Source organism: Paenibacillus oceani, from assembly GCF_014705615.1.
GTDB lineage: Bacteria > Bacillota > Bacilli > Paenibacillales > NBRC-103111 > Paenibacillus_AB > Paenibacillus_AB oceani.
Window position 1 is genome coordinate 92,352 of record NZ_JACXJA010000028.1, and the last position, 12,825, is coordinate 105,176.

The following is a 12,825-nucleotide window of genomic DNA, read 5'->3' on the forward strand; positions in this document are numbered from 1 at the left end:
CTTTAGCTGTGTTTGTTGATATTCTCGACCTATGTGATTAGCAATAATGTGACCTTGAGGGTGGCAATCCTCAAGGTCTTTATGTTACACCCATCCGGGTGACGAATGAATCAATTTTCGTGTCGTTTAACGTCAGTTCCTAAGAGACTTCCACGCGTTTTTCCCGCATGGCGACAACGGCGGCCGCACACATTCCGACAACCGCAACAAAAGCGCAAGCGAGGATTTCGGGCGCGTCCCATCGGCCGCGGAAGATCGCGCTGAAAACGACGTTATTATACGATAAGGCCATATTTACTGAAAGCCCGGCTATTCCGGCAACCGCAATACCGACCGGGACCGTTTTAATCAGCATCGTCACCATGTTCGTGCTGAATCGAGCAAGGATAAACGCGAAACATCCCGCGCCGATACTGAGTGCCAGTGTCATTCCAGCGAGTATGGACGCGTACTGCCCGAACGTTATGTTGTAAAGCAGCATATCGAAACCCGTGAACGATAGGATCGGTACGTTCCAGTAATCTCCTGCGCCCGACAGAAGGAAAGGCGCATATGCCGCGACAATCAAAAGAAAGGATAGCACGAACGCGCTTACGGCAGTTGCGGCCAATTGAATCCCCAAAATCCTGCGGCCGGTCGCTGACGAATACTGGATCAGGTTTATTTTCTGCATACGGTCGGTTGTCAGTAGAGGAGCAACGAAAAGGATGACCGCAACCGCGCTAAACACAACCACAACAGCAGCATAAAGCGAAAACGTTCTGCACAGGTCATAACTAATCAGATTGGCGTTACGCATATGCAGTATTTGTTCTGCGGCGCGGACGACCACCGGACGGGAATCACGGTCGATATAGCTGCGAAGAGAGGGTTCATAACCGACATAGGTACGTTCGAGCGCTGTGAGCGTTTGCAGCCTTATCAGCGGAGAGTCGTACCATTCATCCAGGGTTTGCGAATCGCTGCTACGAGAGAGCTTGTTCCGCATTTGAGAAACCGTTTCCGAGAAGCTTTTCCTTTCCGTCTCGTTCATGTTGCCGTAATCGGGATTGGAAAACACTTGAAATTCCGAGTAATTGCGGATCTTGTATTCGGCAAAAATCGCTTCATTGGCGATGATGGCATCCATTTCAGAAAAAATTGCTGTCTTTTTGCCGGGGATATCGTAGTCGGCCAGTTCTTCCGGCTCCAGCGTGCCGCCGTAACGTTCAAACATCTCTTTCTGGTAGGAACCGAAAATGCCATGCGTGGTCAGACTGTCGTAGGAACGAAGCGCTTCGCTTAAAAATGCGAACCACACCAGTACAGCGAGCGCGGCGATCAGCGTGAGGATGCGCCAATTCCATAGCTTTTTGAGCTCATAAGCGAATATTCTCAGTGTAGTTCACTCCTTTTGAACCATTTGGATGCCATGAATGCGGCGACGGAAAGCACAGCAAGGGAAGCGAAAAGCCCCGCGATCTCAAAGTTCGCCCATACAATATCTGCTCCGCCGTCGGTGAACCACATGCCGCTATTTTTCCATAACCATACGGGAGTAAGGTTCCAGATGCCCCTGAAAACCGAGCCGATGGGAAGAAGCGGCTTGGCAAGAAACATGACGCCGACCGCCGACACGGCGGCGATAAAGGCTCCGTATCCGCTGCGGCCCCATACACCGACCGCATACCCCAACAGGCAAAAGCAAACCGCAAGACCCAAACTTATGCCGATCGTCGCCCACAGATACCCCGCAACCGTGAAGCTTCGCCAGGTGATGAAAGGCTTGCCGTACTCATTCACAGCGGAGTTAAACATGCTGGACACGTTGTCCTTCCACACGCCGGAAAAGTCAAATCTGAGAAAAAACACAAGCAAACTCACGCCGATGATTACGACGGTCAAAGCTGCTGCCGCCGTCAGCGAGGCGCACAGCTTGGCCATAAGTATCCGCCGTCCGACTGTTGAGGAGCAGATGATCGGTTCGGTGCCTCGCATCTGTTCATAGGTGACCGATAGAAGCGCAGCGAACAAAGCAAGCAGACAGCTTTCCGCGATGATCGCCATAAAGAGGGTCTCGAACAGGAAGTTGTGGCGGTAATGGGTTTGCTTAGCGAAATAAGTGGACAGGGCATCGCCATTTGCGGATTTCTCGTCTACCACAGGTTGCAGTTTGTCATATTTGCTGCGGATGTTCTCGGCGTATGCGTCTGTGATGCCGTACTTGCGAATATAGGCCTCGGCGATTTCGCTGGTATGAAAATTTTCGAAGATATCGACAGCTTCCGTCTCGTCATCCGAGTCCACAGGGTTGTAACTGGCTATTGCAATCAAAGTGTTAAAGACAATACACAGGGCAACGAAGCCAACGATTACAGGGGATAGCGCCAGTTTTTTTAGCTCGTATCCGAATAGAGATCTCCCGCCCCACATCTTAAGTCTCATACCGCGTCATCTCTGTAAATATATAGAAATACGTCTTCCAGATTGGGGCTGACGCTTCGGGCGATATCTCCGCAATCGTGTTCGCTCGCAAAACGTATCACGGTTTTGCCGTTTTCCTGATGTTCGGTGAGTGGCAGATAAGGCGGCTTTATACGGGTGATGTCGTCCGTTTCATAGATTTTGCCCTTCAGCGTCCCGCAGATCGATGCCGGCGAGTCGTTGGCAAACAACCTGCGATTTTTGAACATGACTACCCTGCTCGCGATGGTTTCAATGTCCGATACGATATGCGTTGAGAGGAGGACAATCCGGTCTTTGGACAGCGACGAGATCAGATTGCGAAAACGGACGCGCTCTTTCGGGTCGAGTCCCGCCGTAGGCTCGTCGAGAATCAGGATCTTCGGGTCGTTCAGCATGGCTTGCGCAATGCCGACGCGCTGAATCATGCCGCCTGAAAACTTGCGCATTTTCTTGTCCCGCACCTCCGACAAGCCGACAAGCTCAATCAGTTCATCGGTTTTGCGCTTTGCCCGTTCGCGGTCCATGCATTTGACAGCTGACATATACATCAAAAACTCTCGCGGCGAGTGGTTTTTGTAATAGCCGAAGTCCTGCGGCAAATAGCCGATGATGTCGCGGTACGAAGCGTCGAGCGCAACGATTTCATCGCCGTTCCACAGAATTTCTCCTTCCGTAGGGAAGATGAGCGTAGCGAGCATTTTGATCAGCGTAGTCTTGCCTGCGCCGTTGGGGGCAAGCAGGGCGTACACGCCGCCTGAAAATTCGAGGCTGATATCCTCCAAAGCGGTGAAGTTGCCGTATTTCTTGGTTACATGATTAAGCGACAGCACGTTTTTTAACCTCCCGCAGCATTTTTGAGATTTGGCAAGCAAGCGCAACCGCGCCGAATACGGCGAGCACAGTCGAAAAGGCAATCGGCATTTCGCGCAGTATGGCTTCCCACTTTTCGCCGAGAGAAAAGGGGAGCGCGATGTTTACGAATAACCAAGCGGCCGAGAACGCCGCATGTACCCATTTGCCGCGCACAATGTGCATAACAGACAGAGCCAAGACAGCGCAAACGAACAATGCGGACAGGCAAAGCGGGAACAGCGAGAGGAACTCATATCCGTTGTCCGCGCTGACGGCTGCGACAACTGCTGTGAAGGCTGAGCCGAGGACAGAATAGCAAGTTACCCGCAGAGCGGTGATCTGCCGGATAGTGTAACAGCAGGTCTGCTTGAGTTCGTACAATCCGCTGATCCGCTCCGACGTCTCGGCAAACAGAATTGCAAAAAGGAAAAGCAGCGGGGCGATCGCGACGGCGGCGGAACTGCGGTAAGCGTCAGGCGCAAGACTGAACAGTACAAGAACGCCTGCGAGGGATAAGGCGGCAAAAAAAAGGCTGTACCCCGTATCCCAAAAGATGAAACGCAAACCGATCGAGCGCACCATTTCCCCCATTCGTTCCCTTGCCGTCTGCGGCTTGACCAGGCCTTGCGAAAGGATAGTTTCGATGCTTGCGTTTTTAACCATTTCATTCATAATCCGCAAACTCCTTTCCAAGCAGATGAATAAGACGGTAGTACCTGGATTTGACGCTTCCCTCTGCCAGTCCTACGATCCCTGCAATTTCCGGGAACGTGTACCCGCCGAAGAGGTGAAGCCGGAAAATCTTCTGCGTGTCCGGCGGCAAGCCTCCCACGAATGCACATACCAGTTCGGTGAAATCACTGTCCTCCAATAGCTGTGTAAAGTCTGTTTCATCTATGGGTTCCACCTCGTCAATCGGCATCGTTTGGGCCATTGTGCGGTAGGTGCGCGAGCGGAACCAATCCACAAGCTTATTGGCGGCAATCCGGTACAGCCATGTCCGGAAGCTTGCGCCTCTCCTTGGATCGTAATGTCCGATTGTCCTGAGCATGGAGATAAAGATCTCCTGTGTCAGGTCCAGGGCGACGTCCGCGTTCGAGATTTGTTTCCTCACAAAGCCGTGAATCTCGTCATAGTAATGCCGCACCAGTTCATCGGCGGCGGTGCGGTCGCCGCTTCGCCGGATTTTCTTGATGAGGCGCAGTTCGTCCAACCGCACGACCTCCTTTGTACCAGTTCTCTATTTGTATATTCGTTTTGGTCAAGAAAATAGTTTCAACAGGCGCTTAACTTTATTTTTTGAAGATGGCCTCTACTCTATTTTCGGATAACTGACTAACTGCGGTGAAGAGGGCGTGTAAAAAAGTGCAACCCGTTATGTTGACCCCGACTGCGGCCCGGCAGGAACCGGATGCCGCTTTCTCGAATATAGTTCGAACGTATATCTCCTTTTGGAAAATGGTTCTTTATAGGAGAACGGAAAAGAAGCAACAACCAACAACTTATCGCGATCAGGAGGACGCTTACCGTGGACAAGCCATCCGTTATGCGGTCGAAATGGTTTTACCGCTATTTGTTGTCCTATATCGCTGTGCTGGCCGTGCCGCTGCTGGTGATCGGGCTTCTGGTGTATAACGATTTCATGCGAACGCTGCGCGAGGAAGTGACCGCCAGCAATTGGAGCCTGCTCAGCCAGGTCAAGGAAGTGATCGATGTCCGCATGGGCGAATTGGATAAGATCGCGTACCAGATCTCAAGCAATCCCCAGTTGACCCCGTATGCGGCGACCAAGGACGTGTACCAGGGGATGAAGGTGATCCGCGAATTGAAAAACTATGCCGCGGGGAACAGCTTTATTGCCGAACTGGTCTTGCATATGCGAGGTTTTCCGATGCTGTATTCTTCGTTCAGCTCCTATCCGCTGGATTCGTTTGCAGGGGAGAGTTACAAGTTCGGAGAATGGAGCCAGGAGCAGTTCGAACGCGATCTCGACGGCGCCGACGTTAGGCTTCGTCCGGCCGAAACGGCGGGGATTCGCCAGGGCGACCGGATCATTCCGTATGTGGTGCCGATTCCGTATAAGGATGAAGCACCGTACGGCAACGTGCTGTTTATGCTGTCGGAGCAGTCGATCAAGGCGGTCATTCGCCACGTGCTGGCCGATTACGGCGGCAATACGTTTATTGTTGATCCCGCCGGGCGGATCGTGACATCGCTTGCAGCGGAATCGCGGTTCGATCTTGCGGACCTGCTGTCCCGCATCGGAGCGGAAGGGAACGGCTCCATCGAAGCGGAGCTGGACGGCGAGACTTATTATGCCACCTATATCCGCTCGGCGCACCCGATGGCCTGGACCTACGTAACGCTGGTGGAGAAAAGCCGGGTACTGGCTCCGGTCGTGCGCGTCCGGAAGCTGGCGCTGGCCGGTCTGGGGGTGACCCTGCTTTTCGGAGCGGCCGTCATTTGGATGCTGATGCGGCTGAATTATAATCCGCTGCGCAGCTTGAAGCAATTTGCCGAGTCGCTCTCCGGACGCCGGGCGGCGGGAGGGGCGGCGGTCCATGACGAGCTGGAAGCGATTCGCCGCGCCGTAAGCGGCATATCGGAAGACAGCAGCGTACTGAGGGAACAGCTGCATCGCAGCAAGCCGGCGATGCGCGCCTTTTTGATAAGTCAACTGATCAAGGGCCATGTCAGGGACATCGGCGATTTCAACAAAGCCGGGAAAAACTGCGGACTTGATTTCCAGGGCGGCTATTTCCGGATCGCCGTCTTCCTGTTCCGCGATTCCCTCGGCGGCGAAGAGGCCGCGCTGTCCAGAGAACAGCTTCTTCCCTTTATAGAGCGGCAACTGGCCAGCGAGACGGAGTGCGGGGCGCTGGACGCGGTAGAGCCGGACAGGGCGCTGCTGCTGCTCGCCGCTTCTTCACCGGAAGAGACGGACGTACGGGCAGCGCTGGAGCGGTGCCGTCAGGCGATCTTCGAGAGGTGGGGCGTGCAGGCAACCATCGGTCTCGGCCGGGCGGTGCGCGAGACGAGAGAGATCGGACAATCCTATATTGAGGCGACGACGGCGCTGGAGTACCGGCTCGTACAAGGCCGGAACCGGCTTATCTCGTTCGCCGACGTCGGGGAAGCGGCGGCAGGCGGTTATTCCAAAAGCGAATTGGCCGCGCTGGAAGTGGCGCTCAAGCAAGGGAACGCCGACAAAATTCGAGAGAGCGTGGACGAGGTGATGGCGCTTGTGCACCGCAGCGGCCCTTCGCTGTTTATGGCCCGATCGATATGTTACGAATTGATTCATACGGTATTGCGCCCGCTCGATGAGCTGAATGTGGGTGACGAACCGCTGCCGCTGCCCGATGCGCTGTCGCTGTTCGCGTTCGAAACGGTGGAGGAATTGGCGGAGCTCGTGCACGAGGTGAGCCAGAGCATCGGCAAGCGGATCAAGATGAGTAAGGAAAGCGGCAATTACGCGCTCAAGGAAGAACTGCTTGCGTATATCGACCGGCATTATGCGGACTACCATTTTTCCTTGCAGACGATGGCGGAAGCGCTGGGCATGTCGTCCTCTTATTTGAGCCGTTATTTCAAAGATCAGACGGGTTATACGGTGTCGCAGGTTTTGAACCAGGTGCGGATGAATCAGGCCAAGGCGTTGCTGCGGGCGGAAGACATCAGCATTGCGGAGCTGGTTTCGCGGATCGGATACGCCAGCACGTCCAGCTTCATCCGCAAGTTTCGCGAATGCGAAGGCTTGACGCCGGGCGAGTACCGGAAGCTTGTTGTAAAGGATGGAATATCCGAATCCTGACGGACTGTGCCCGCCCGGGCGCGAATGTAACGGCTCGCATATGCGGATGCGAACGGACGCTTTACAAGATGCCCCCTCCCGGCGGTATAGTGAGGTTGCTTCACAACACGCAACGCTCCGGGGGAGGCTGGCGACAGAAGGAAACAGGGGGGCGTGGAAGCTGACGATGCGGTCTTGGTTTCGGGGAAAGGAAGTCGATCCACAACGACATTTAGGGGCAGGCTCCGGCAAGGCACAGGTGAGAGACGGAGCAGAAGAGGGACAGCGTCGACGCCGCATCGGTTTATGGATCGGCGGTTGTGTGCTGGCCGCGGCGTTCGGCGTCGCCGTCTGGATGACGGCTCCGGCAGGCGGACGCGCCACGGACGACGGGACGGCGGCGAACGAAGGGGAGCCAGGAGCAGCCGGTAGCGGATACGGGTTTCAGGAGAACGGGCTGCCGATCGTCTCCCGGCCGGTGACGCTGCGGGCTGTCGTAAGGAAAACGGTTACCCACGGCGATTTTGCCGAGATGCAGACGCTGCGGGAGCTGGAGCGAACGACCGGTGTCCGTTTACAGTGGGAAGCGATTGCGGCGGATCAGTACAACGAGCGGAAAAAGTGGATGTTTCTGAACGGCGAGCTGCCGGATGTGTTTTTCTCCGGGCTTACTTCCAGCGATGTGGTGCGGTATGGAAGCCAAGGGACACTCATTCCGCTGGAAGGACTGATCGACCGCTACGCGCCGAACATCAAGCGGGTATTCGACCTGTACCCGGAAGCCCGGAAGGCGGCGACGACGCCGGACGGCCATATTTACGCGCTGGGCTTCATGGAGGCCAACGATTATATGACCTACCGGAACCAACTGGCGATCAACCGGAAATGGCTCGACAAGCTCGGGCTCGAACTGCCGCAGACGACCGACGAGCTGCTGCATGTGCTGAGGGCGTTTAAGGATGGCGATCCGAACGGCAACGGGCTGGCGGACGAGATTCCGCTTGCGTCGCTGTACAGCGGTATCAACCAGAACTTTCATGCGCTGTTCAATGCGTTCGGGGTGCTTAATCCGGACGGCAGCAAGCTGACGGTGAAGAACGGCCAGGTTCATTACGAGCCGATCCAGCCGGCCTACAAGGAAGCGATTCGGTATATGCGTCAATTGTACGAGGAACAATTGCTCGACCCGGAGACGTTTACCCAGGACGGCCGCCGCTTTATGGCCAAGGGCAGCGGGCCCGAGATTGTGTACGGCGCTTTTACCGCGTTTCTGGGCAATGTGGAGCTGGGCTCGCTGGAGCGGCTGAAGCGTTACGCCTTCGTGCCGCCGCTGGCCGGGCCGAACGGCGACCGCACCTGGCGGCGTCAGGACAACCGGATCACACCGAATACGTTTTCGATCACATCGGCCAACCGTTACCCGGAGGCGACGATGCGGCTGATCGACGCGATGAACGAGGAGGACACAGCCTTTCAACTGTGGCGGGGTCCGTTCGATAGCCATATTCGTCGTACCGAGGACGGCAAGATCGCGCAAAATCCGCTGCCTGCCGGAGAGCAGGTGCTGGAGGCGTGGATCGGCAAAGCCGCGCCGTACAATTCGTTGCCCCTGTACTTTACGAAAACGATGATCGGGCGGTATGTGCCGGACGAGACGAGCAGCCTGCGTCAGGCGGCGTATCAGATGTACAAGCCGTTTATCGTCAGCGAGGAAGAAACGTTTCCCCAGTATGTGTATTACACCGTCGACCAGCTGCTCCAGCTGAGCAAGCTGGATGCGGATATTCAGTCGTACCAGAGCGAGATGGAAGCCAAATGGATCATAGTCGGCGGCATAAACGAGGAATGGGAAGCGTACATGGAGGAATTGCGCCGGATGGGACTAGCGCGCAAGCTGCGTATCCATCAGGAGGCCTATGACGCTTACATGTCGCTGTAACTGTAACAGCTGGGCGGCCGAGGCCGCCGGCTGCAACCGGCTGGCGGCTGTGAACGGTCCACGATTGCGGAGCAATAACTCCGGCCGCAAGTTGTAAGTTGCAAGTATCCACTCAAACTTAGGGGGATAAACGATGGCAATCTCGACAAAAATGAAAACGTTTACAATTGGTTTGTGCACCGCTGCTTTGCTTGCCGGATGCAGCGCAGGGCAAAGCGAAAGCGCGAAGCCGCAGGAGCCGGCCGTCTCGGCAGCGCCGGAACCGGTTACGCTGTCGGTTCTTCTGCGCTGCTACAAAGTATCCCCGGAGGAATTCGAGCGCAATTTTGCCGCGCCGGTCAAGAAAAAATATCCGCATATTACGCTCGTCAACCTGGAGTGCCGGGACAGCAAGCATCTGGATGAGCTGATTGTCTCGAAGGAATTGCCGGATATTATCGACGACGGGCTGCTTGGTTTGCATGATATGCTCTCCAGGGACATTCCCGCCGATTTGCAGCCGCTCGTTCGTTCCGAACAATTTGATCTGAACCGGATCGATCCGAAGGCGATCGAGTTTGTCCGCAGCATCGGGCAAAACGGCGAGCTGTACAGCATGCCCCGGGTGCGAAGCGCCTCGGCCGTTTATTACAACCGCGATCTGTTCGACAAATTCGGTGCGCCTTATCCGAAGGACGGCATGACTTGGGACGACTATATCGCGCTGTCCCGTAAACTGAGCGTGCAGGATAGCAATATCCAGTACCAGGGACTGCTGATCGGGGCGCCTCGGCCGATGCAGACCCAATTGTCACTCTCCTACGTGGATCGGGCGACGGACAAGGCCGCGATTCAGAGCGACGGCTGGAAGAAGATGTTCGAGACGTGGAAGGCGATCTACGATATTCCCGGCAATCGCGCCGCGGAGTCCAAAAACTTGTTCAACACCCGTGACCGGTTCATCAAGGACAAAACGGCGGCGATGTACGCGGACATCAACATTCTGGAAGTGCTGTTGACGGAGCTGGAGAACAGCGGCACTAAATGGGATGTCGCGTCCTACCCCGTATTTGCCGGACAGGGTCGCGGAGTGATGGGCGCCTACGGCAACGGTCTGATCATCACGAAGACGAGCAAGCACAAGGAAGAGGCGTTCCGCGTCATCGCCCATCTGCTGTCCGACGAAGTGCAGCTCGAAAACCACAAAAACGGACAAATGACCGTGCTCGTCAACCCGGAAATCCAGAAGCGGCTGTGGGAAAATTCCTCCATCTTCAAGGGGAAAAACATCGCTGCCTTTTACCATAACGACGGCGCCGATCCTTATGTGGCTTCCCGTTACGACCAGATCGCGTATTCGCAATATTCGACAGCATTGCGCAACTACGTGTACGGCGTCAAGGACATCAACACAGTGCTGAGGGAAGCCGAGGAGGCAACCAATAAGGCGATCGAAGCAGAGAAGAGAAAGTAACCTAATTCCCGGCAAGCCGGTGCGGGAATCCGCAACCGCTGCGGATCGATTCCCAAAAACGGCGGCGCGTCCCGATTTTCGTCGGGGCGCGCCGCACAAGGAGGAATAACGGATGACAGAAAGCGCGAAGATGACCAGACGCGGGCTGCTGGCCGGAATGGGAGCAGCCGCTACGGTACTGGCGGCAGGCGTGTTATGGAAAGGCGAGATGCCGGGAGCGAGGGCGGATGGGCGTTCCACCGTCTCCATGCACACTTATGGAGGGGAGGCGGGCGAAGCTTGTGCGGCCGGGTGCGGCTCGGACGGTTATGTCAACGTTATGGATTTTATTCCCACAGCCGAACGGGCGGGAATTGCCGCCGGCACGTCGGCTTATGATTGCACCTCAGCGATCAATGCCGCATTGGCGCTAGGCTGCCCGGTTCTGCTGCCGTGCGGCGTATTCGAAATATCCGCGCCGCTTGTGCTGGGAACGGGCAACTACGTGCGGGGCTCCGGTAAGGGCGTAACCGTGATCCGGCTGAAGGCCGGGTCCGACTGCAATGTGTTTGAAACCCGGGACTTCGCCGTTCTGAGGGGCAATACGAACGGAGCCGCGCTTGCGCCGAGATATTTCGGCGTCGAGCAGTTGACGATCGACGGCAATTATTTGGCCAAGAGCTGGCGCGAGGAAGGCAACAGCGTCAACAATGCCAGCGGCTCCGCGCTGGCACTGTACGGATGGGCCTACCGGATTAATGCCGAGGTGTACAATATTGCCGAGCATGCCCTGTACAGCGAGTGCATGGGCGATCCCGGGCAGGAGTACGAGCGGTATTCGACGGTCGAACTGCACGGCAGAGCTTCGGGAGAGGAAGCGGTCGTCTTTCGCGGTCCCGGGGACATTTTGCTCGATAAAATCGTATTCGGCGTCGTCGGCGTGAAGCCCCGCCCCGACTATTACGCCATCGCCAACCGCAGCTCCTCGCTGTTCCAGGGCGATACGCTGGACGGGATCGTGCTGGATGAGACCAGCCCGTACGACGGCCATTGCGAGCTTGGGTTTGTGCATATTTATGGCGTGTACTACGGATACGGACTGCGGACGCGCGGGGTATGCCGGATCAAGGCCGAGCACATTGTCAGCGAAAATAACCGGGGCGGCGCGCGCTTTCAGGACGGCGCCTGGGGCGTCGTTTCGATATTGGAAGTACACGCCAATGGCCGTCGTCCGCCGGAGTACAACGCGACCTTGGCCGGAGGAGCGGCGCAGCCTCCGCTGGAGGGCTGTCTTTGCGAGTCGACATGGGGCCTGCAAATTTCCGGACTGCATGTGCAGCGCAATGCGCCCAGTCAGGACGGCTGGCCGTCGCTTCATGTCAAAGGCGCCTACAATACGATCCGGCTCACCAGCAAAGGATACGCCAACACGTCCACCGGCAGCTACTACGCCGGCAGCGCAGCCATAATTGAAGGAGTCAGCCAGTCGATTGGGGTCAATGCCCACCGGGTACACGGAGATGCGGTCGTCGTTCGTGCCGTCACATCCTCGGTTGAACTGAGCGTGCGGGATGTGACGGGCGGCTCTGGACTGCTGCGGGATGCCGGTGCGGGCAATGTGAACCGGGGCAACTATGTCACCGGTACGATCAATGAAGCCGCGACGGCGTTCAGCTCTGCCGGCACGCCGACATGCGAGCAGATACGCCTCGTCATCAACAACAGCTCGACCCGGCCGCTATTCGCCGGCAGCCGCCCGGACCTGAACAACCGCGCGCAGCTGTGGGACATTAGCGCCGCTTGGAGCAATGTCCCCTACAGTACGCGGGCGCGGGTATCGTTCGGGTTCGACATGTCCGATCCGGCGGAGCAGACAATTACGGTGCCGCATCGAATGGTGTACCAGCCCGACTTTCGGGAAGTGAACTGGAGCGTCGAAGATCGGGGTGATACGTGGGACGGAGAGCTTGAATACATCCGGCTGCATGCGGCTGACGCAACCAACCTCATCTTCAAGCTGAAGCTGGCCCGCACCGGCAGCTTCGGCGCCGATGTGAGGATCGGCGTCCAGGTCGGGTAGCCGGGGAGGATGAGACAAAACGGAATAGATCAGAACAGGCTGCGTTTCGTTGCAGGCACTGGCGATCTGCTCCAGCCTTTGTTGCTGTCCTAAGCATGGTGAGCGTACACCGGACGTGCGGGTGCCGAACAGACGGTGCTGTTAGGTGGTTATATACAACGGTTCCGTTATTCGTATCTCCATAAATCACTTAGTATGATATCGGAGAAGTCCTTCACGTTGCCGAAGGGCTTCTTTTGCGTTTCGGAGTGTCTTATGCTCATCATGGAGTGGATGATGAACCG

The 12,825-nt window shown here is 56.4% G+C and carries 9 protein-coding genes; 4 read left to right on the forward strand and 5 right to left on the reverse strand.

The genetic code is table 11. From position 1 onward, the window contains the following. Positions 1 to 139 precede the first annotated feature (139 nt). From IDH45_RS20220 to IDH45_RS20240, 5 genes are all read right to left on the reverse strand, one after another. Positions 140 to 1,300, reverse strand: coding sequence for a hypothetical protein (locus tag IDH45_RS20220; RefSeq protein ID WP_190929938.1), 1,161 nt, complete (start codon positions 1,298 to 1,300; stop codon positions 140 to 142). 74 nt (positions 1,301 to 1,374) lie between these two features. Next, positions 1,375 to 2,424, reverse strand: coding sequence for an ABC transporter permease subunit (locus IDH45_RS20225; RefSeq protein WP_190929939.1), 1,050 nt, complete (start codon positions 2,422 to 2,424; stop codon positions 1,375 to 1,377). Further along, complete coding sequence (locus tag IDH45_RS20230) at positions 2,421 to 3,275, reverse strand: ABC transporter ATP-binding protein (RefSeq protein WP_190929940.1); 855 nt, start codon at positions 3,273 to 3,275, stop codon at positions 2,421 to 2,423. The genes IDH45_RS20225 and IDH45_RS20230 overlap by 4 nt, the downstream gene beginning before the upstream one ends. Next, positions 3,262 to 3,969 carry a hypothetical protein gene (locus IDH45_RS20235; protein WP_190929941.1) on the reverse strand — a complete coding sequence of 236 codons (708 nt, stop codon included), beginning with the start codon at positions 3,967 to 3,969 and terminating at the stop codon, positions 3,262 to 3,264. The genes IDH45_RS20230 and IDH45_RS20235 overlap by 14 nt, the downstream gene beginning before the upstream one ends. Next, positions 3,962 to 4,510: an RNA polymerase sigma factor gene (locus IDH45_RS20240; protein ID WP_190929942.1), complete on the reverse strand. Its 549-nt coding sequence runs from the start codon at positions 4,508 to 4,510 to the stop codon at positions 3,962 to 3,964. Before IDH45_RS20240 ends, IDH45_RS20235 begins: the two co-directional genes overlap by 8 nt. 315 nt (positions 4,511 to 4,825) lie before the next feature. On the opposite strand from IDH45_RS20240, the gene IDH45_RS35025 reads away from it, so the two are divergent. The 4 genes from IDH45_RS35025 to IDH45_RS20260 all read left to right on the forward strand — a co-directional run bounded on the left by IDH45_RS35025 (position 4,826) and on the right by IDH45_RS20260 (position 12,541). Beyond that, the gene (locus IDH45_RS35025; RefSeq protein WP_190929943.1) at positions 4,826 to 7,111 is read left to right on the forward strand and encodes a helix-turn-helix domain-containing protein; all 2,286 of its coding nucleotides are present in this window, start codon (positions 4,826 to 4,828) and stop codon (positions 7,109 to 7,111) included. Positions 7,112 to 7,349: 238 nt separating this feature from the next. After that, positions 7,350 to 9,029, forward strand: coding sequence for an extracellular solute-binding protein (locus IDH45_RS20250; RefSeq protein WP_190929944.1), 1,680 nt, complete (start codon positions 7,350 to 7,352; stop codon positions 9,027 to 9,029). Between the two features lie 133 nt (positions 9,030 to 9,162). Next, positions 9,163 to 10,482 carry an ABC transporter substrate-binding protein gene (locus tag IDH45_RS20255; protein ID WP_190929945.1) on the forward strand — a complete coding sequence of 440 codons (1,320 nt, stop codon included), beginning with the start codon at positions 9,163 to 9,165 and terminating at the stop codon, positions 10,480 to 10,482. Between the two features lie 112 nt (positions 10,483 to 10,594). Then, complete coding sequence (locus IDH45_RS20260; RefSeq protein ID WP_190929946.1) at positions 10,595 to 12,541, forward strand: pectate lyase family protein; 1,947 nt, start codon at positions 10,595 to 10,597, stop codon at positions 12,539 to 12,541. Positions 12,542 to 12,825 lie beyond the last annotated feature (284 nt).